Here is a 20648-nt window from a genome sequence, read left to right as displayed (position 1 = left end):
AGTATTTAAAAAACCGCATTCGTTTATATTTTTAGTCTCAGATATTCGAAAGTTCGTAAAGCATTTTGGAATATTGTTTGTTCCCCAAAACAAAAACCTACTTATGATGAAAAGTATCTGCAGAATAGCATGTCTGTTTTTGACGACCCTTATCTTTGGTCAAGAGTCTAGCCTTATACAGAATATTAATTTTAGAGCTAAGGACCTAAAACATTCTTTAAACGCATCTGGTGACAGCTTACTACTCGAAAGCGAATTCGATATTTCCAAGGTTAATATTTATAACAATACATTTGAAAAAACCTTTATTGTTGAAAAGCAAAAAGCCAAAATCCCTTTAGCTAAAATTCCTAATGGACGATTTGTTACTGAAGTTAAGGTACAGGACAAACTTATTATTATCACTTTATTAAGGCACAAAGCATTAAACACAGTAGAAGACCCAATAGTGGATACTGATTCAGAAAAAACCACTACAATCAATGAAATTACGCTTACTAATGAAGCCGAAGGCAAAACACTACCTATTACTGACACAAAGGAACAGCCTGTGAGAAACGTAAGGTTTTATTGGATAGTGAAGCACATAAACAAGGGTCATAGCTCAAGTAAAAAAATGCGAATTGGAGATAGGGAGGTTGTGGATAGGATGATCGCCCAGCATAAAATTGATTTAAAATCCAAAGCCGGAAAACATAACGAGTTAACCATTTGGGAAGTCTATGACACGACAGAATTTATGCGTTTTAAAAGACAAAATCCAGATTATGCCAATTCACAGGAAACCAATTGCTTCAATACTGTACCCTTTTATAAATCTTAAGGTTAGAGGTAATGAGCTATTATTTTTTCAATTCTAATTTCTCAGCAAAATAATCGCAGAAGTCTTTCATCGTCGCTGTCATTTTCTCATCTTGGGTAGCACGTAAAAACGTATCACTCATAGTGACTAAAGTTTGATGAAAAAATAGTTTCATCTCATCCACAGGCATATCTTTAGTCCATAGATCAATCTTTAATGTTTCTTGTGCTTTACTATCCCAAACGGATAACATAATAGCTTTAGCCTCTTCATTATTAACTCCTCCATCTTGTGCAGACCATTTCAATTTTTCTGGCACACGATTTTCGTCGAGTTCTACGTTTAGTTCTATTTTAGATTTTATGGTTTTAGCCATTACTTTTTTGGTTTAAATTTTGATTTTATAAAAATTTCTTCAGGTTCTTTTTGCAAAATAAGCATAATATCTTCTTCAGTGTTTTCGGCATAAGCTCTAACAATTTGCCAACCTATGTATTGTCCCAATCTCCCAGGAGATTCGTTGTCTAATTCTAAATAAAATTTTGAAAAAGGTGCATCCGCAATAAAACGACTAGGAAGCTTACTATCTGTACTGTAAAGCATTTCGTTTTCTATAAAATGACTCCAAATAGAACTTTCATTGGCTTCAGCCCATTTTAACTGTTGCTCTGTATAACCAATTTTTTCTGCATCAGATACAAAAGGAATCATAACATCTTTGAAGTATAACAATTTCCCGAAATAAATCATTTCATCCAAAAGGGTTTTTCTATCTGTTTGAAATGTATATTTTTTTGCATAGCCTTCCGCCACTTCTGGTACAATTTGGTCGCTTTGCATATTTGCAGCTAAATACCTTGGTATGTTTTGATAAAACTCATGATTCTCGCCCAAAAAATTGTCTAAAGCGATAAGCAATAACGAGTCTGTTACAATGGTTTTATTTCTATAATCCACATCGTTTGTTAAGGTAACCACTCTTGGTGTGCTAAACGTTTTATCGTAATACTTTAAATGTTTAAACAAGCTTCTTAAGTCTTCCTTTTCATCCGTAAAATCTGGATATGCCTTATTCACTTCATTCAATAGCATACCTTGTAATGTATCGTTGATTCTTTTTATCCAAACAGAATCCGGTACATGTTTAGAAAACAAAAATGGATATGCTCGTTTTAGTTTTGGCAAATCATTTGCCGTCGCATTTTCATAAGCCTTATCAAAACGCTCTACAACAAAATCTACTTCAATTTTTTCAATCTCGCTCTCAAGCTTAGAATCTTCTCCGCAAGACAGTAAAATGAGCCCAAACATTAAGAGTATGTAAATTCTCGATGACATTTTACAAAACATTTTTAATCCTAACACGTTTCCGTTATTTTTGTTGTGCAAAGGTACGTTTCTTTGCTTTAAATTATAAACATTATGCAAACAGAAAAGGTTGTAAATCACATTGTAGATTGGTTAAAAGATTATGCTACCAAAGCTAGGGTCAATGGCTTTGTTATTGGTATTTCTGGTGGGATTGATTCTGCCGTTACCTCAACCCTTTGCGCCAAAACTGGTTTAGACCTTTTGTGTATAGAAATGCCTATTCACCAAGCGGCTAGTCACGTTACAAGAGCGCAAGAACATATTGCTCAGCTAAAAAAACGCTTTCCTAATGTTAGTGATTCTCGAGTGGATTTAACACCTGTTTTTGAAGAATTTAAAACCGAAGTCAGTTTAGATGGTAAACAAGAAACTGTTGATATGGCATTGGCCAATACTAGAGCACGATTGCGAATGACAACACTTTACTACCATGCAGGTCTCTTAGGACTCTTAGTTGCTGGCACAGGAAACAAGGTTGAGGATTTTGGTGTTGGTTTTTTTACAAAATACGGTGATGGTGGTGTGGATTTAAGTCCGATTGCAGATTTACTGAAATCTGAAGTTTATAAAATTGGTGACTATTTAGAAGTACCAGAATCCATCATGAACGCAGCTCCTAGCGATGGTCTGTTTGGTGATGCTCGAAGTGATGAAGACCAAATCGGAGCATCTTATCCGGAGTTAGAATGGGCCATGAAGATGAAAGACGAAGGTAAAACAGCTGATAACTTTACAGGAAGACAGCGTGAAGCTTTTGAGATTTTTACGAGCTATAATACTCGTAATCAGCACAAAATGATTCCAATTCCGGTTTGCGAAATTCCTAAAGATTTAAGGTAAATATTGCCGTTTATCGATTAAATTGCTTAAATCGTTTAATTTTTAGTTATTTTTGCGCAGCAAATCCCCTTGAATACTCTTGACTTAGTTTTTCTATTTTAATTAACCCTAACCAACCCAAAAACAATTGTCATGATACATATTTTGATTGTTGACAACCATCCTATTGTAAGAACAGGATTAGAATTGTTCTTAAATAGTAAACCAGATTTAAAGGTAGTAGGCAAGTTAAGTAGTGGCATTGAGATTTTTGAATTTGTAAGACGTCATAAAGTTGATGTTATTATTTCAGAAATTGATTTACCAGAACTTAACGGTATTACTGCACTTAGAGCCATTAAAAAAGAAAATAAATCCGTTAATGTATTGATGTTCAGCCATCAACCCGAAGAGATTTATGCCATTAGCACGCTAAAAGCTGGAGCTTCTGGCTACTTAAGCAAAACTGCCGATGTTGATGCCATAGAAGCTGCTGTTAGAAAAATTCATGGAGGTGAAGTTTCTCTCAGCGAAAAAATGGACAAACATTTGCGCTACGAAGACACTCGAAAAAGTAGAAGCCGCATGTTTAAAAAGCTTTCTACCAGAGAAGTCGAGGTGTTGAAATTATTATCAATTGGTAGAAAAAACAAAGAAATAGCTGAAGAGTTAGACATTAACGAAAAAACGGTGAGTACTTATAAAGCTAGACTTTTTAAGAAACTTAATGTAAATAATATCGTTGATTTAATTCACCAAGCTAAACATCACAACCTTACTTAATAGAATAACCTCCTATTACTTTACCAAGTTTACGGGATAGGAGCATTTTAAGACCAAGATAATCTTTTACATCTTCTATAATTGTACGCGAATCTACACCTTCTCTTAAGGTATCATTCTTGTATTCGGCTACTTTTTGATCTATTAAATAGCAACGCAAACTTAAGATTGTTTGACTTACCAGTTGAGAAATTGAATGTTCCTTTTCTTTTGGGATGATATGATTGCGCTGCCAATCATGTAAATTATACTTTTCATCTTCCATTAAAATACCTGTAACCTCACTCGCGGTTGCTTGGTCCAATTGATTAATAAAATCTTTGGTTGAAAAGTTTTCGTCTTGATTCAGTTTATCTATTATGGAATAATATAATTCCCTAAACTTTTCGTTGGAAAACATCATTTCATCCTCCTGAAGGTCGAGATAAATTTTTTCAAACACACGTGCTTCATGTATTGTTGGCTCTAAAAGTAATTCGCCTGAAGTCTCATCTTCTTTCAAAATTAAATCTTCAAATTGCTCCGTTCTATCACCATAAAGCATTAAGATTTCTATAATCTTACGTTCTAATTCATATTGTACATCAACCTTTTGCTTTTGTTGCGGTTCGCTTTTTACAACCTCAAAAGCTTTTTGTTGTTGCTTATGTTTTTTATTCGCCTCCTGATATTCCTTTTTTGAAATCTGCGCCAAAGTGCTGAACAACACATTTTCGCTAATGTCCATTATTGAGGCACATTCTTGTATATAGATTTCACGCTTAATGGCATCTGGAATCTTAGCAATGCTATTGACGATCTCACGAATGGTTTCGGCCTTTTTTATAGGATCATTCTTAGCCTCTTTAACCAAAAGTGATGCCTTAAATTGTATAAAATCCTTGGCATTTTCATCAAGATAGGCTGTAAGTTCTTCTAAAGTATTAGACTTGGCAAAGCTATCTGGATCTTCACCATCTGGGAAGGTACAGACCTTAACGTTCACTCCTTGCTCCAGGATTAAATCTATCCCACGAATTGAAGCTCTAATACCTGCAGCGTCACCATCAAATAGTACGGTAATGTTATTGGTAAGCCTGTTGATGAGTCTAATTTGATCAGATGTCAATGCCGTACCAGACGACGACACCACATTTTTTACTCCTGTTTGGTAAAACTGAATAACGTCTGTATAACCCTCTACCAAAAAGCAATTGTCTTCTTTGGCAATGGTTTGTTTAGCAAAATATAGACCGTATAAAACTTTGCTTTTATGGTAAATTTCGCTTTCTGGTGAGTTAAGATATTTGGCTGCTTTTTTATCGTTGGTTAAAATTCTACCACCAAAACCAAGAATGCGGCCACTCATACTATGGATAGGAAACATTACTCTGCCTTTAAACCTATCGAAGCGTTTTTGGTCTTTTACAATGGTAAGACCTGTTTGCTCTAAGAATTCTAGCTTATAACCTTTCCCCAAAGCATCATCTGTAAAGGCTTGCCACTCATCTAACGCATAACCCAATTGAAACTTTTTAATGGTTTCTTCGGTGAATCCTCGTTCTTTAAAATAGCTTAGACCAATGGCTTTACCTTGGTCCGTTTTATGCAGAATTTTCTGAAAGTACTCATTAGCATATTCACTAACCAAATACAGACTTTCCTTGGCATTTTGCTGTGCTTTTTCTTCGTCTGTACGTTCAGTTTCCTCTATTTCTATATTGTATTTTTTAGCTAAATACTTTATTGCTTCAGGATAGGTAAAATGCTCGTGCTCCATTAAAAACGTAACAGCATTTCCCCCTTTACCACTCGAAAAATCTTTCCAGATTTGTTTTACCGGAGATACCATAAAACTTGGTGAGCGCTCTTCACTAAAAGGGCTTAGTCCTTTAAAATTACTACCCGCTTTTTTTAGTTGTACAAAATCACCAATAACCTCCTCTACTCGAGCGGTTTCAAAGACTTGTGCTATGGTGTTTTGTGAGATCAATTATTAGAATTTTAGCAAGGTTGTAAATTTAAGATAAACTATTTGTTTTAAAAACATAAAACAGTACTTACCTCTTTTTTAATCAATAAAACAATATGTATGGTTTTTGTATGGGTGGATATTAATATATAATCAATAATTAACCCTACTATTGAGAGTATTAATAAACCATAATAAATATGAGAGTAAAATTACTTATTACAGCAACACTTATTTCAATCTTTTCTTATTCACAGAATGCACCAATTGATTTTGAAATTAGTGGAATTGGAGGCGATTGGACATGGTCCGTTTTTGAGAACGACACTAGCCCACCCTTAGAGATAATAGCCAATCCCTTTATTGAAGGTCAGAATACATCTGCGACAGTTGCAAAATTTACTGCCTTGCAAACTGGTCAGCCATTTGCTGGTTGCGAATCCATGCATGGAGCAGATATTGGTAGTTTTACTTTTGATGCAAATAATAGCACTATAAAAATAATGGTTTATAAATCTGTTATAAGCGATGTAGGATTAAAGTTTGCCGCTAGCGATTCTGCTGCGCAACCAGAGATTAAAGTTGCGAATACAGTCACTGATCAGTGGGAAGAATTAACTTTTGACTTTTCTCCTTACATAGGGTTGTTCCCTCAAGTTGTAGATCAGATTATAATCTTTCCGGATTTTGACAATGCGGGCAGAACTCAAGATAATATCGTTTACTTTGATAATATTTCTTTTTCTGAACAAGTTGTTGAGCCGTCACCAATGGAAGCAGCACCAACACCAACGCTTCCGGCTGCAAATGTAATTTCAGTCTTCAATACAAATAATCCTTATATGGATATTTCTAATGTAGACTACAACCCATTTTGGGGACAAGCCACCGTAACTACCCAAATAGATATACAAGGAAATAATACTTTAAAATATAATGACTTAAATTATCAAGGGACAGATTTTTCCACAAATGTACAAGACGTTACTGGTATGAATTATATTCATATAGATTATTGGTCTTCTGACGCCACTGCTCTACAGTTCTTTCTTATTAATCAATCCACAGGAGGTGCTGGTGAAAAATTTTACGACTTTGCTATTGAAGATGGTATAATTAATAATACCTGGGTTAGCAAAGACATTCCTCTATCACATTTTACAGATCAAGGGTTTAGCCTATTGGATGTGATGCAATTTAAAGTTGTTGGTAATGGCACCGTTTATTTAGACAATCTTATTTTTTCTACCCAACCGTTATCAGTTAATGATTTTGGGAAAGTTAAAGTTAATATTTATCCTAATCCCACGACGAATAGTTGGACTTTTGAATTATCTGATACTTTCATTGACTCTATAGAGATTTATGATTTATTTGGTAAAGAAGTATTGACATTAAAAGTGAACCAAAGTTCCATAGAGGTTAATGCTGAAGGTTTGACAAATGGTGTTTATTTTGCAAAAATTTCATCTTCTGGTGTAGAAGAGACCTTCAAGTTAATTAAAAATTAATACATAGTTAAAAGCCTTAATCTAACTCAAGATTAAGGCTTGTTAACACTCAAAAAATGATTGATGAAATCAGTATTTAATCCATATCAAAACGGAAACCTATGGAAATATTGTTTTGGTCAACTGCTTGATCTTTAAATAATGGGTTAAGATCGTACTTTGCGTACAAGGCTACTCCTCCTAAAGCTACATAGCCACTTACACCATACACAAACTCATTTACCTCAAAACCACCTCGTTGTTTGTCTTTTACACGGTTACCGTCTTCCTTGTACTTTAGCTTTTGCATACTACCAATATTGAAACCTGCATAACCACCAAGACCAATTTTCAATTTTTGGTAAGTTGAATACCTAAAATAGTTTTCTTTTTCAATTTTCTTGGATGGCCCAAATTCTATATGTACCGGGAATACTATATTGGTCGTTCTAAATTTAGCCTTGTTTAAATCAGACGGGAATTCTTGCAGTGAAATATCACCATCTGTATTTACCAAATAGTTGTTGTCCTTTATATCCAATTTGTTCCATTGAAAAGAAAACCCATACTTCAATCTCCAGAAATTAGTATTATCAAAGATTCGTGTTTTCCAGGCATATCCTAATTCTATGAACCCAGAACCTGCTAATTTGTATGGTGAGTCGTCTAAACTTACTTCGTCGATTAAGGTGTTATTGAATCCAATGGCAAATACAACATCTGTCGTAGTGCGTCTATCGTACTTTCTAGGTTTGTTTTTCTTACCAACCCTAATTGATTTACTCTCGTCGTCGTCATTGCCAAATGATATTGAAAAGTAACCTCCGGAACTATCATTAGTCTCGTAACCAGATTCGTTTCTAGCCAGTAACGCTATTTTATTATCTATAATAGCCATTCGGTTTTCAATATTGGCAGCTCTCTTTTTTGCGGCTTCTTTTTTAAGCTCTTCAGCTTTAGCAGCTGTGATTTGCTTAGCATCTAAACGTTGATTAATCGCTTCGATTTCCTGTTTTAAAAATTCGCGTTCTTCTTTCTCAATTTTAGCCTTTAGATCCTCAAGGGCTTCAATCTTGTAGTGATTAGCCGTTTTTGTAGAATCTACTTTTGTTTCTTGTGCTTGTGCTGTAGCAAATGTCATTGATACCATGGCATAGACTACTAATCTTGTAATTGTGTTCATAACTGTTCGTTTTTTGATGATTTATAATTATTCTATTTGATTCTTATGTTAGTTGTTACGTTCTGCAACTGCTGTTTTTACAGTTTCGTAACTATCCTTAAGTGCATCAAAGACTTTACTTCTAAAGGATTGTCCCATTTCGTCCTCAACATCTTCTAAGAGTGAATTAGCATCAACAGTTTTAGCTGTTTCTTTCTGTAATTTGTCCTTAAACAATTCTTTGCTTGCCAGCTTCAGTAGCGAATCCACCTCCCTATCAGTAACCGAAGTGTTTTCAGATTTAAAATCCTTAATCACTCCTGCAAAAGCTTCTTTATTAATTATAACTTTATCTACCGCAGACTTTTGATGATTATTAGCGTTACCAGAGGTTTCAGTCTTAGCTTTTTCAGCTTCATCAGTGTTTGCAAACTGTGTTTTAGGTTTTGGTTCTTTTTGGGTAACGGATTTATAATTTATGATTTCTTGTTGCTCAACGTTATTGGTGTTCTCTTTCTCAGTTTCAGTTTGCTCATTTTCAACAGCGAGCTCTATGGTTTGGGTTTCGTTACCATTTGGTTGTTTTGGCTCTATAGTGTTTTCAATGGTATCTTCTTCTACCATCTGCGGTACTCTATCAATGACATCTTTAGAGCCAAATACCTCTACTGCGATTGCCAACATAATTATTAAACCTGCGGCAATGCCCATCCACCAAAACCATGGGTTCCTAGACTTCTTTTCTTCAGTATCTAAACGTTGCGACAGTTTTGCCCAACTATCGGCCGACGGTTGCAAGCTGCGCTTTTCGAGCTTGTCCTTTAATTGTTCTTCGAATTTAATTGGTGCCATAACTGTTGTTATTTAATTCTTTTATTTTTTTCTGAAGCATCTGTCTTGCCTTGAATAATTGTGATTTTGATGTTCCCTCTGAAATATTCAATAGTTCAGCAATTTCATAATGCTTATAACCTTCTATTGCATACATTACAAATACCATTTTGTAACCTTCTGGCAAACTATCTATCAATTGTTGGATTTCTGCAACTTCGATATTGGTTTTGATATTATTGCTGTAATCACGCTCTAAATATTCGTCTTCAGAAGCAAATTCAATCTTCTTTTTTTGCCTTAAATATGAAATCGCCTCTCTTACCATAATTCGTCTAATCCACCCTTCAAAACTACCCTCTTTTCTAAACGATTTTAAATTTTTAAATACTTTGAAAAATCCGTTCAACATTACTTCTTCAGCCTGATGCACATCCTTAATGTAATATCTACAAACGCTTAGCATTTTTGGTGCATGCAACTCGTACAATACATGTTGTGCTTCACGATTCTGTTTCGCAGCTCTTTGTATGAGTTTAGTTTCGTTTTTATGAAGTTGAATAACTTTCATTTAATTGATTACGGTTGCGCTTCTATTTATAAAGACGCAATAGTTGAGCTAATGGTTGCCTATGAAATAAAAATATTTTGAAAAATTTTATATATTACTGATTATCAGTCATATAATATTTATTTTTTTCTGTCAATAACATAATCCACCATAAGTTTTAGTGAAGATTTATATGGAGATTCAGGGTAGCTGTCTAATAATGTCAATGCTTCAGCTTGAAAATTTTTCATTTTAGAAACGGCATATTCTAATCCGCCCTTAGTTTTTACAAATGCAATAACTTCCTTAACTCTTTTCTTATCCTTATTATGATTTTTAACTGAATTGATGAGCCAAGATTTCTCTTTTTTGGAGCAATTGTTTAAAACATGTATTAATGGTAATGTCATCTTTTGTTCTTTGATATCAATACCTGTTGGTTTGCCTATTTTTTCCTCACCATAATCGAACAAGTCGTCCTTTATCTGAAATGCCATACCTATGAGTTCCCCAAACTTTCGCATGGTTTCCACTTCTGGTGAATTAGGCTTTACCGATGCGGCACCCAAACTACAACAGGCTGCAATTAAAGTTGCCGTTTTTTGACGAATGATGTCATAATAGACCTCTTCAGTGATATCTAGCTGTCTGGCTTTTTCAATTTGAAGTAATTCGCCTTCGCTCATTTCGCGGACAGCTACGGAAATAATTTTAAGTAAGTCGAAATCATTATTATCTATGGAAAGTAGAAGTCCTTTTGACAACAGATAATCGCCAATAAGCACAGCAATTTTATTTTTCCATAAGGCGTTAATAGAGAAGAAACCTCTTCTTCGATTACTATCATCTACAACATCATCATGTACTAAAGTAGCTGTATGAATAAGCTCAATTACAGAAGCTCCTCTATACGTACGTTCGCTAACCTCACCATTATTCATCATTTTAGCCACCAAAAACACAAACATTGGGCGCATCTGTTTGCCTTTTCGGTTAACAATATAATGCGTTATTCTATTGAGAAGCGCAACTTTACTGGCCATTGAGAGTTGAAACTTTTGCTCGAAAAGTTCCATTTCATAGGCAATGGGCTGCTTTATTTGTTCTGTTATTTTCAACAATAATTTTAATGAATTAAGCAAAAATACCTAAATCCTATATCAAATCGTATAAATTATTTTGAAACCCTATTCCTGTAAAGATTTTTGTCTACACAACCCATCATACTTTTTTTATCTAGTTCTAGGCCTATAAAAGATTCTAACTTATCTACAACACTAGAAGCATCATCAACTACATCTTTGTAATTCACATATATAAGTTCCACACCTGGCTCTTTGTCTTTCCATGTTTCAACTTGCTTTAAATGTTTTTCATAAGCTTGAAGCAATTTAGTAGGCAAGGTCTCCGGGTCTTTACCAATCATTTTTTGTTGAGATTTAACGACTTCCGTAAGATCTCTATTCATAAATACGACTTTATACCTAAATTCTGGATTAAGGAACTTAAGTAAAGGAGCCACTACTTTAAGAGATTTGTTTTTTGCTTTCGCTAACCAAGTATTGTCTTTGTGCAATGACATCACTGGCTCGTATTCATAATATCCTTTCGGGTTCGATGCATCAGCAGATCTATTTTCGTCGGTGAGTATATCAAGTCCTGCAGCATTTAGCATTTGCATCATTAAAGACGTACCAGACCTTGGCAAACCAGAAACAATAACTATTTGATCTTTCTTATACGTACGACTTGATTTATCTTTAAAAGATATTTTTTCACTTAAAGCATCATTGATATTCTCAATAGCACTTTCTGCCCTATGAAAGGTTTTTGGTTTTAACATTGCAGCTGTTTCATAAGCCTGTTTAGCGTGTTCTAAATGACCCATTTTTTCAAGAGCACGACCCAATGTATAATGTGCTTCAGGAAAATATCTAACAAGTTCAATAGCGGTTAAAGCATGATCAGCCGCTTCTTCATATTCTTTCAATTCTATTAAGACCTTTGCAAGTGCCTGATGTGATTTAGCACTATCTACCTCAAATTTAATTGCAGATTCAAATGCGGATTTTGCACTGTCTAAATCATTAATTCTATCGTAAGCTTTACCTATTTGATACCACACTTGCGAATTTGGATTTTTATCCCGAGCTTCTTCTAAGCATTTTAAGGCAAGTTTTACTTTACCTTGACCTAATAAGATCTTTGCTTCCGAAACTGATGTATTAATTTCAAACCGCTTATCTTTTCTTCTTAGAACTTTTAAATATTTCTCACCTAAATCATAATCTTTTTCTGAGAGAGCTATAGTAAGCAAATCCATATAAAAAGGAATTTTATCGATAACACTGTCACCGACTTTATATCCTTGTCTCTCTAGAACATCTTTATTTTTTCCCTTAAAAGACGATTCACTATAAACAGGATATTCTTTTGTTACCAATGTCAATAAAATAGCCTTGGCCTTCTCAAAATCTTTTTTACCCAAATAAACCCTTGCCAGGTTATGCTTTAAATCACAATTTGTCTTTAGAACCGCTATTTCTACATTGTCATCAGGTTTATCAATATAGCCAAGCTCAATGAGTTGCTTCATTGTTTCTTCATCGCTAAGTAGTTGATCCTCTTTATTGAGATGCTCACCAAAATCTCCTTGGATTTTATCCCAACTCTCTATATAATCTACCTTATTGGCTTCTTCGAAAATTTCAAGAGCTACTTTGCCGTCAATATCCTTTCCGACTGGCAAATTAAACATATGTAAAATGGTGGGTGCAACATCAATAAGACCTAATCCAAACACTTTTTCAGCCTTCTTAATTTTTGGGCCTGCAGCAACAAAAATTCCGAAATTTCTATGCTCTAAAGCAGGTGCTGCAGGATATTTTGGCATTTTAAGAATACGTCTATGCCCAGACTCATAACCATGGTCAGACATTACAATAACAGTTGTATCCTCATCGATAAGCTCTAGTTTTCGTTCTAACATCATATCTTGATAACGATATGCTCCTTGGATTACGTCTTTATATAATTGAAACTTGTTTTCTGGTATAGCCGCTAATTTTGGCGGATGAAACTTCATAAAGGCATGGCAAAAGTGATCTATTAAATCATAATATATCCCCATAAAATCCCAATCCGTTGTGCGCATCAAATTTGTTGCTGCAGCATGTACTGATGTATTTTCTGCTAATAATTTTGCGAATGATGCCAATGAAGCATCCTTTTCTTGATTTATCTCTGAAGCCCTTGGTATAAAGGGTAAAATATGGGCTTCTGTGACTTCATGAGGAAACATTCTCAAATCAGCTATTTTTTCCGTAAAATGAGTTGGGTGAATAGTACCCTTTACTATTGAGGTTTTCTTTTTGGGATCCTTATTTACTTTTTGAAATTTATCGGAAACTACTACACCGTTTATGGGTTCTGCTGGAAAACTAGGCCACCAACCGACTAAGTTACTTTTTAAACCTTGGTTATGGAATATATTCCAGAGCGCTCTTACCTTTCTTGAGTTTACAGTTACAGGCCGTATGCCATTACCGTCAGGATTAACTTCAATAAATCCAAGAACACCATGTTTGTCTGGGGTTTTACCAGTAGCTACTGAACTCCAAAGCATGGGTGAATATGGAGGATTCATGGTGCTCATATTACCATATACACCACGAGACATTAAACTTTTAAGAGCAGGCATTTGTCCACTGTTAACCAGTGGCCAAATAATTTTCCAATCGGCAGCATCCCAACCAATCAGTAATACTTTTGGTTTCTTCATTCATTGTTTTTATTGGTTACATTTTGCTTTACCTTTCTCCACTCCCGTAAACCTATGTCACCATACGCTAAAAGCCCAAGAGAACCCTTTTCGGTTATAACAAATGTTTTTGGATTCTGTTCTTCATTTTTATTTTGCATATCAACTACTTTTTACGGTTAACAAATTTAAATGATATTTTAAGGATTAATGAATATCATCTATTGTTAAATAGATAAAATTTGAATTTAAAATATTGTAATTTGATAATTAACTAGCTTAATATCAAATTATTCAATAAGGAACTATATTTTTTAATTAAAAATGTCTAACTTTAAAACTAGATATATTTAAATATTTTACAGCTTATGAAAAAAATTACTTCAAAAAAATTACTGAAATATAGTGCTCTTTCTGCGGCAATTGCAGGAATTGCTGATGTTAATGGTCAAATCGTTTATACAGACATAGCAGATTTTACAGGTGGTGGAGCTGTTGATTACAATCTTGATTTGAACAATGACTCTACAATTGATTTTATAGTTAACGCTAGTTCATACAATTCCTCGATTTTTGCGGTTTTTTTAAACTCTTCTAGCTTATCAACAAATTCATTTCTAGGCTCACAGCCCAATTATACATATCCTTTTGCCATGAATGCAGGAGATGCAATTAGTTCTGGGCAAACTGGATGGTATAATATTGGCACATTAAATTATGTCAGTTGCTATAATGGTACAGGAAGTAGCAACTGGTGCGGAGTATCTGATAAGTTTATAGGCCTAAGATTTGATATTGGAGGGAATACTCACTATGGCTGGGCCAGACTTGACGTGAGTGCCTCTGGTGATAGCTTTACAGTTAAAGATTATGCTTATAATTCCACGCCTGGAGAAGCTATTAACGCTGGGCAAACGACCTTAAGCATAAATGAATTCGAAAATAGTAATACACGTATTGTACCTATAAATAAGAGCATAGGCTTATACAATTTACCTGCGTCTACAGAATATAGAATTATTGACATTACAGGAAAATCTGTTCTTAACGGTAGTTTAGAAACTGACTCTTATGTTATTGAAGCAAATTCTCTTTCTAACGGTGTATATATCGTAGAGCTGAACGATGTAAATTCTAAGGCCGTTATTCGCAAGAAAATTGTTTTATAAATTCAGGTTTAAAAACGAATAAAAGCCTAAAGCAATAACTTTAGGCTTTTTTATTACCCTTTATTAGCCAACTGCCCACAAGCAGCATCAATATCTTTTCCTCTGCTTCGTCTTACGGTCACAGTAATATTATTAGCTTCAAGAACATTAACATACATATCCAATGCTTTAGGGTTGGCTTGTTGAAATTCACCATCATCAATAGGATTGTATTCTATTAAATTAACTTTACTTGGTGCAAATTTGCAGAATTCCACCAACGCATCTACATCCTTTCGCTTGTCATTAATCCCCTCCCAAACTACATATTCGTAAGTAATTCTATTTTTTGTTTTGGAATACCAATACTCAAGTGCTTCTCGCAAATCTTTTAACGGAAACGTAGCATTAAAGGGCATTATAGAAGTTCTTACCTCATCAATTGCAGAATGCAACGACACTGCTAGCTTAAACTTCACTTCATCATCTGCCATTTTTTTTATCATCTTAGGCACTCCAGAAGTAGAAACCACAATCCGTTTTGGCGACATGCCCAAGCCTTCGGGTGATGTAATTTTATCTATGGCTTTTAAAACATTATTATAATTCATCAATGGCTCGCCCATGCCCATAAAAACAATATTGCTCAATGACCTGTTATGATATAATCTGCTTTCGTTATCAATAGCCACAACCTGATCATAGATTTCATCTGGATTTAGGTTACGCATACGTTTTAATCTTGCCGTAGCACAGAATTTACAATCCAAACTACACCCAACTTGAGAGGATACGCATGCTGTAGTTCTTGTAGCTGTTGGAATTAATACCGATTCTACAATTAAGTCGTCATGTAGTCTTACAGCGTTTTTTATAGTACCATCAGAACTACGTTGCATTTGGTCTACTTTAATATGATTGATGACAAAATTATCTTTCAGCATCTGGCGTGTTTCTAAAGATATATTGGTCATATCCTCAAAACTGTGCGCTGACTTTTGCCATAACCATTCGTACACCTGATTTCCTCTAAAAGCTTTATCACCTTCTTTAACGAAAAAATCCCTCAGCTGTTCTTTGGTTAATGCTCGTATGTCTTTCTTTTTAGTTTCCATTGGGTGCAAAGTTACTTAAATGTTATCGTAATATCCCATGCATAAAAAAAGCCTCTTGTCACTGAGTTTATCGAAGTGAAGAGGCTTTTAAGATTATTTTATTTTCTGCTCTAGATAATTAGCATAGCATCACCATAAGAATAGAATCTATACTTTTCCTTTACGGCTTCCTCGTATGCTTTTTTCATAAAATCGTGACCTGCAAATGCAGAGACCATCATCAACAAGGTTGATTTTGGTGTATGGAAATTAGTAATCATACAATTGGCAATGCTAAACTCGTAAGGTGGAAAGATAAATTTGTTTGTCCAACCATCGAATTCATTCAATCTCCCATTAGAAGATACTGAACTCTCTACTGTACGCATAGATGTAGTACCTACAGCGCAAACACGCTTTTTATTCTCAATACCTTTATTAACTTTATCTGCAGCTCTTTGGGTAATAACGATTTCTTCGCTATCCATTTTATGTTTGGATAAATCCTCTACTTCTACAGGATTAAAAGTACCTAAACCAACATGTAATGTTACTTCTGCCATTTCCACACCTTTGATCTCTAAACGTTTTAATAGGTGCTTAGAAAAGTGCAAACCTGCAGTTGGTGCAGCTACAGCACCTTCATTTTTTGCAAATATCGTTTGATAACGTTCCTCGTCCTCTGGCTCTACATCTCTTTTTATGTACTTTGGAAGTGGTGTTTCACCAAGCTCCGTTAATTTTTTTCTAAAATCTGTGTAAGATCCATCATATAGAAAGCGTAATGTACGACCTCTAGACGTTGTGTTATCAATAACCTCAGCAACCAATGTTTCATCTTCACCAAAATACAACTTGTTCCCAATTCTTATTTTACGTGCAGGATCTACCAACACATCCCATAAGCGCTGGTCTTGATTAAGTTCTCTTAATAAAAACACTTCAATACGTGCACCTGTTTTTTCCTTATTTCCAAAAAGTCTGGCGGGAAAAACTTTGGTATTATTCATTATCATAACATCACCTTCGTCAAAATAATCAATAATGTCTTTAAATTGCTTATGTTCAATCGTTTGCTTTTCCCGATTGAGAACCATTAATCTTGATTCGTCTCTGTGTTCTGCAGGATGTTCTGCTAATAATTCTTCCGGAAGGTCAAAACTGAAGTGTGATAATTTCATTTAAATAGTAATTTTTTGAAGTTGCAAATATACAATCTCAGCATAGGCCTTGTCAAGTAAATAGAGGTTTATTTTAAATTAAAGCCCAAAGACTTTAGATCGTTCCAAAAATCAGGGTACGATTTACTTACAACATCAGCATCTTTAATGGTTAATGACGTTCTTAAGCCAAGTGGTGCAAATGCCATTGCCATTCTATGATCTTTGTATGTTGCTATGGAAACATCACTGTTAATTATACTAGAAGGTTTAAGGTGCAAAGTAGCGTCTGTAATTTCTACCTCAGCTCCTAACTTTTCCAACTCTATTTTTAATGCTACTAAGCGGTCTGTTTCTTTGATTTTTAAGGTATGTAAACCTGACATATAACATTCTAAACCTAAGCCAAATGCTGTAACAGCAATAGTTTGTGCTATATCTGGCGCATTACTTAAATCGAAATCAATTGACGACTGACTATCGATGTTTGACGATTTGGTGAGTGTAATGGAGTTATCTTTAAACTTGGTTGCAACACCAAATTCTTTGTAAATCTCTGCTAACACTGAATCTCCTTGCAGTGAATCTTTTTTATAGGATGTCAACGTAATTTCCGTATTCAATTCACTCAACGCTACAATACTATAAAAATAGGATGCTGAAGACCAATCTGATTCTACAACCAACGTTTGAGATTTATCACTTGAAACATGTGCCTGAACACTGATTTTATTGCTTTTGAATTCGGATTTAATTCCAAGTTCATCCAAAAGACTTAATGTCATTTTTATGTATGGTATGGATGTAATCTTTCCGTCTAACGTAAGCTCAATACCATTTTCTAATCTTGAAGCTATTAAAAGCAATGCGGAAATGTATTGACTGCTGACATTGGCCTTTAATGTGACTTTTGATTTGGATAGTTTTTTACCTTTTATCTTTAGCGGTGGAAAACCTTCATTTTCCAAATAACTAATATCTGCTCCCAAATCTCTTAATGCATCTACCAGGATTTTTATTGGCCGTTCTTTCATCCTGGACGAACCAGTAAGAACCACTTCTCGGTTGTTTTGAATAGAAAAATAGGCTGTTAAAAAACGCATGGCAGTGCCTGCATGGTGTATATCAATAACTTCAGCTTTAGATGCTAACGCTTTTTGCATAAGTACCGAATCGTCTGAATTAGAAAGGTTTTCAATCCGTATATGAGGATATAAAGCTTGTAGCAAGAGCAATCGGTTAGACTCACTTTTAGACCCTGTAATAGTTATAGAAGATTGACGGTTGGCAATTGACGATTTAAGAATATGAATATCCACTAATACTTAAATTATTTGTAGCTACAAATCTACTTTAATTTATCGTTATTATGGTGCCTATCGTGGTCTCGTTTAGTCTTTTTGTTTATTTTTTTATCAAAGGCATCTTGCAAATCTATTCCGGTTTGGTTAGCTAAACATAGCACCACAAATACCACATCTGCCAATTCTTCTCCTAAATCTTTGTCCTTATCGCTTTCCTTTTCACTTTGCTCACCATAGCGCCTCGCAATGATGCGTGCCACTTCCCCAACCTCTTCGGTAAGCTGAGCCATATTGGTAAGTTCATTAAAGTACCTTACTCCATGCTCCTTAATCCATTTATCTACTTCTACCTGTGCACCTTTTAAATCCATTATTACGTCTTTGTTAATACTATCTGCTCTCCCTGCTTTTCTACAATTTTACTAAAAAATGCCTTAAAATCTTCATAATCTACAGGTTGAATCAATGGATTGCTTATCTCCAACCTTACCATTAGCTGTAAATATTTACCATTCTCTTTGACTACATAATCAAACTTTGCTTGTCCTTCTTTAAATGACATGGCTTCACTTTGTGGAAGCGATTCTGCCACATAACCATCTGGCAACATTATGTTCACCATGTACTTATCTTCGTAAGGTATAACAAAATCTATTGGGTATAAACGTTCTTCAAGTTTAAATGGGTTCTCTTTCATTGCCAAGAATAAAAGTGGAGAGAAATATAATTTATCACCTACTTCATCCACTCCATCAGATAGCTCATAGTCGTAAGTAACTTTAACAGGTTGGCTCAAGTCTTTATCATTCTCATAGCTTAATTCACTAATCTCTAAAGCTCCTTTATCGGATTCCAGAGATTTTATATGATCATCCGTGCTTAAATTGGTATAACGCTTTCTATAATTCATTGCCAAATAAGAAGTGAAGTTCTTTCTCACTTTTCCTGTTGCCATAAAATCCTCGTCTAGCTTTACATTTAGCATTGTAGATTCTGATGACTTTTCGTTAGGCTTAATGTTTACCCATCTCGATGTTCCTCCATCTAACAGCAATCTTCCTTGCCAATTGAGCACACGTTCTGGCAACACATTACCTGCACTGTATGGTTCTGTAGCATCTATTAACAGATAAGAATTACCGCTTTGCACCATACAAATCACATAATTGAACCCTTCTCTTGTTGGGAATAATGGCACTCCATTATTTCTGGTACTTATTAAAACCGGATTTGCATTTAGCCCAATAGACTGAAGCATGGAAGTAACCAACAAATTTATATCGGCAACATTACCTTCACCATCCTTATAGGCAGATCGAATTCCTTTCTGCGCATATTTACCATAGTTGCCATTCCATTTTACTTTAGACTTCACTAAGTTTTCTACTAAAAAAGCTTTCTGAAAATCGTCCTCAACTCCTTCTAGAACAGAGTTTAAATCATCCTTATAGAAATTAAACTTAACGAGTTGACCTCCAAAATTTTGACTGTCATAAATACTTTTAGACACTCTATCCCAACTAGAAGCATAAGATTTCTCAACAACGCCACTTAATGATAACCTTGCTTCATATTCTAAACTTAACTTTGCTCTATAATTATTAATATTACCAGCAAAAGACTCTGCTTTTAACGCAGGAATACCCTCAAGGTTAAATAAAATTACATTATCAAAATAATTGGTGTCATTTTTGTCGTAAGAAGCGGAACTAAGAGTACCTCCTTGCCCTCCCTGTCCAACAAATCGGGTTGACGTTCTTGTTTTGGTAGTTGTCGTTAAAGTCTTATCCTCTTTTGTAGTAGTATAAGCAGGCACATAAAAGGCTTTTGGATTTATACGAGCGTTGTATCTATATATTTGAGGTGTAGCAATCTTAGCATCTAGTTTTTTTACAGGAATTCTAAATTGAAGATTAACGTCATCTATTTGCAAGAAGGGAGAAATTACTTTATAGGTGTACTCAATTACAGATCCCTCTTTAATATTAGGCATGGTAAAAGTCGAAACTTCAAATATATCAGAAGCTTTTTCTTCAAAAATCCCGTCACTTTTTAGCTTATCTTTTTTGATTTTATTTCCTTCGAGGTTATATGTTTGTCCTTTGAGACCTTTTATTTTTTCATTATTTCCGTTATCGCCCTTATACAATAAAACCCTTTCAGTAGCCCATTCAAAACCTTCTCTATTATAAATTTTTATACGCATTGTAATCTCCTTTTGTTGCGTAAAGCCCGTATTTTGGTTAAACGTAAATTTGATATCTTCATTTCTGTACAAAATGGCAGCATTAGCAGATGAATCAGAAGGATGAAATTTTTCTTCTAATTCAGCTTTAGACACTTTACCAAAGTTATAATTTTGTGCATTGATTACGGTAATTCCGAGAATTGTGATTATAGTAAATAACAGATTTTTCATTGAT

19 protein-coding genes are annotated in these 20648 nt (G+C 34.6%); 5 read left to right on the top strand and 14 right to left on the bottom strand.

Annotated elements, in window-relative coordinates:
- Window positions 1-103 precede the first annotated feature (103 nt).
- Window positions 104-823 (top strand): hypothetical protein, encoded by a 720-nt coding sequence (locus tag ACQ65V_RS07555; RefSeq protein ID WP_430467454.1) that lies wholly within the window; start codon window positions 104-106, stop codon window positions 821-823.
- Window positions 824-842: 19 nt separating this feature from the next.
- On the opposite strand, the gene gldC is transcribed toward ACQ65V_RS07555, so the two are convergent.
- Together gldC and gldB are read right to left on the bottom strand one after the other, a co-directional pair.
- Window positions 843-1178, bottom strand: a complete 336-nt coding sequence (gldC, locus tag ACQ65V_RS07550; RefSeq protein WP_273288943.1) for a gliding motility protein GldC — start codon at window positions 1176-1178, stop codon at window positions 843-845.
- On the bottom strand, window positions 1178-2140 hold the full coding sequence (gene gldB / locus ACQ65V_RS07545) for a gliding motility lipoprotein GldB (RefSeq protein WP_430467453.1): 963 nt from the start codon (window positions 2138-2140) through the stop codon (window positions 1178-1180). Before gldB ends, gldC begins: the two co-directional genes overlap by 1 nt.
- Before the next feature lie 84 nt (window positions 2141-2224).
- On the opposite strand from gldB, the gene nadE reads away from it, so the two are divergent.
- Both nadE and ACQ65V_RS07535 read left to right on the top strand, forming a co-directional pair.
- A complete protein-coding gene (gene nadE, locus ACQ65V_RS07540; protein ID WP_430467452.1) occupies window positions 2225-3013 on the top strand; it encodes an NAD(+) synthase in 789 nt (262 codons plus the stop codon).
- Between the two features lie 132 nt (window positions 3014-3145).
- Entirely contained in the window at window positions 3146-3775 is a 630-nt protein-coding gene (locus ACQ65V_RS07535; RefSeq protein ID WP_273288946.1) for a response regulator, read from the top strand.
- On the opposite strand, the gene dnaG is transcribed toward ACQ65V_RS07535, so the two are convergent.
- Window positions 3768-5747 carry a DNA primase gene (dnaG, locus tag ACQ65V_RS07530; RefSeq protein WP_430467451.1) on the bottom strand — a complete coding sequence of 660 codons (1980 nt, stop codon included), beginning with the start codon at window positions 5745-5747 and terminating at the stop codon, window positions 3768-3770. The genes ACQ65V_RS07535 and dnaG overlap by 8 nt on opposite strands.
- Before the next feature lie 179 nt (window positions 5748-5926).
- Between dnaG and ACQ65V_RS07525 the strand changes: the two genes are divergently transcribed.
- On the top strand, window positions 5927-7237 hold the full coding sequence (locus ACQ65V_RS07525; protein WP_430467450.1) for a T9SS type A sorting domain-containing protein: 1311 nt from the start codon (window positions 5927-5929) through the stop codon (window positions 7235-7237).
- Window positions 7238-7313: 76 nt separating this feature from the next.
- Here ACQ65V_RS07525 and ACQ65V_RS07520 read toward each other — a convergent pair whose 3' ends face one another.
- From ACQ65V_RS07520 to ACQ65V_RS07495, 6 genes are all read right to left on the bottom strand, one after another.
- On the bottom strand, window positions 7314-8399 hold the full coding sequence (locus ACQ65V_RS07520; protein ID WP_430467449.1) for a hypothetical protein: 1086 nt from the start codon (window positions 8397-8399) through the stop codon (window positions 7314-7316).
- 48 nt (window positions 8400-8447) lie between these two features.
- Complete coding sequence (locus ACQ65V_RS07515) at window positions 8448-9230, bottom strand: hypothetical protein (protein WP_430467448.1); 783 nt, start codon at window positions 9228-9230, stop codon at window positions 8448-8450.
- Window positions 9217-9780 (bottom strand): RNA polymerase sigma factor, encoded by a 564-nt coding sequence (locus ACQ65V_RS07510; protein WP_430467447.1) that lies wholly within the window; start codon window positions 9778-9780, stop codon window positions 9217-9219. Before ACQ65V_RS07510 ends, ACQ65V_RS07515 begins: the two co-directional genes overlap by 14 nt.
- A 119-nt stretch (window positions 9781-9899) precedes the next feature.
- Window positions 9900-10877 carry a polyprenyl synthetase family protein gene (locus ACQ65V_RS07505; protein ID WP_430467446.1) on the bottom strand — a complete coding sequence of 326 codons (978 nt, stop codon included), beginning with the start codon at window positions 10875-10877 and terminating at the stop codon, window positions 9900-9902.
- A gap of 56 nt (window positions 10878-10933) precedes the next feature.
- The gene (locus tag ACQ65V_RS07500; RefSeq protein WP_430467445.1) at window positions 10934-13540 is read right to left on the bottom strand and encodes an alkaline phosphatase family protein; all 2607 of its coding nucleotides are present in this window, start codon (window positions 13538-13540) and stop codon (window positions 10934-10936) included.
- Window positions 13537-13680: a hypothetical protein gene (locus tag ACQ65V_RS07495; protein ID WP_155090118.1), complete on the bottom strand. Its 144-nt coding sequence runs from the start codon at window positions 13678-13680 to the stop codon at window positions 13537-13539. The genes ACQ65V_RS07500 and ACQ65V_RS07495 overlap by 4 nt, the downstream gene beginning before the upstream one ends.
- Before the next feature lie 207 nt (window positions 13681-13887).
- Between ACQ65V_RS07495 and ACQ65V_RS07490 the strand changes: the two genes are divergently transcribed.
- The gene (locus ACQ65V_RS07490) at window positions 13888-14688 is read left to right on the top strand and encodes a T9SS type A sorting domain-containing protein (protein ID WP_430467444.1); all 801 of its coding nucleotides are present in this window, start codon (window positions 13888-13890) and stop codon (window positions 14686-14688) included.
- A gap of 53 nt (window positions 14689-14741) precedes the next feature.
- Here the strand turns inward: ACQ65V_RS07490 and rlmN are convergent, their stop codons facing one another.
- The 5 genes from rlmN to ACQ65V_RS07465 all read right to left on the bottom strand — a co-directional run bounded on the left by rlmN (window position 14742) and on the right by ACQ65V_RS07465 (window position 20644).
- Entirely contained in the window at window positions 14742-15782 is a 1041-nt protein-coding gene (rlmN, locus tag ACQ65V_RS07485; RefSeq protein WP_430467443.1) for a 23S rRNA (adenine(2503)-C(2))-methyltransferase RlmN, read from the bottom strand.
- Window positions 15783-15892: 110 nt separating this feature from the next.
- The gene (queA, locus tag ACQ65V_RS07480) at window positions 15893-16942 is read right to left on the bottom strand and encodes a tRNA preQ1(34) S-adenosylmethionine ribosyltransferase-isomerase QueA (RefSeq protein WP_155090121.1); all 1050 of its coding nucleotides are present in this window, start codon (window positions 16940-16942) and stop codon (window positions 15893-15895) included.
- A 68-nt stretch (window positions 16943-17010) separates the two neighbouring features.
- Window positions 17011-18240, bottom strand: coding sequence for a 3-phosphoshikimate 1-carboxyvinyltransferase (locus ACQ65V_RS07475; protein ID WP_430467442.1), 1230 nt, complete (start codon window positions 18238-18240; stop codon window positions 17011-17013).
- 29 nt (window positions 18241-18269) lie between these two features.
- The gene (locus ACQ65V_RS07470; protein ID WP_430467441.1) at window positions 18270-18596 is read right to left on the bottom strand and encodes a nucleotide pyrophosphohydrolase; all 327 of its coding nucleotides are present in this window, start codon (window positions 18594-18596) and stop codon (window positions 18270-18272) included.
- Between the two features lie 2 nt (window positions 18597-18598).
- Window positions 18599-20644, bottom strand: a complete 2046-nt coding sequence (locus tag ACQ65V_RS07465; protein ID WP_430467440.1) for a hypothetical protein — start codon at window positions 20642-20644, stop codon at window positions 18599-18601.
- Between the last annotated feature and the right edge of the window lie 4 nt (window positions 20645-20648).

Origin of the sequence: Winogradskyella ouciana, from assembly GCF_965284585.1 — a bacterium.
Lineage (GTDB): Bacteria > Bacteroidota > Bacteroidia > Flavobacteriales > Flavobacteriaceae > Winogradskyella > Winogradskyella ouciana.
The sequence above is the reverse complement of the archived record's forward strand: the minus strand, read 5'-3'. Positions and strand labels throughout refer to the sequence as shown.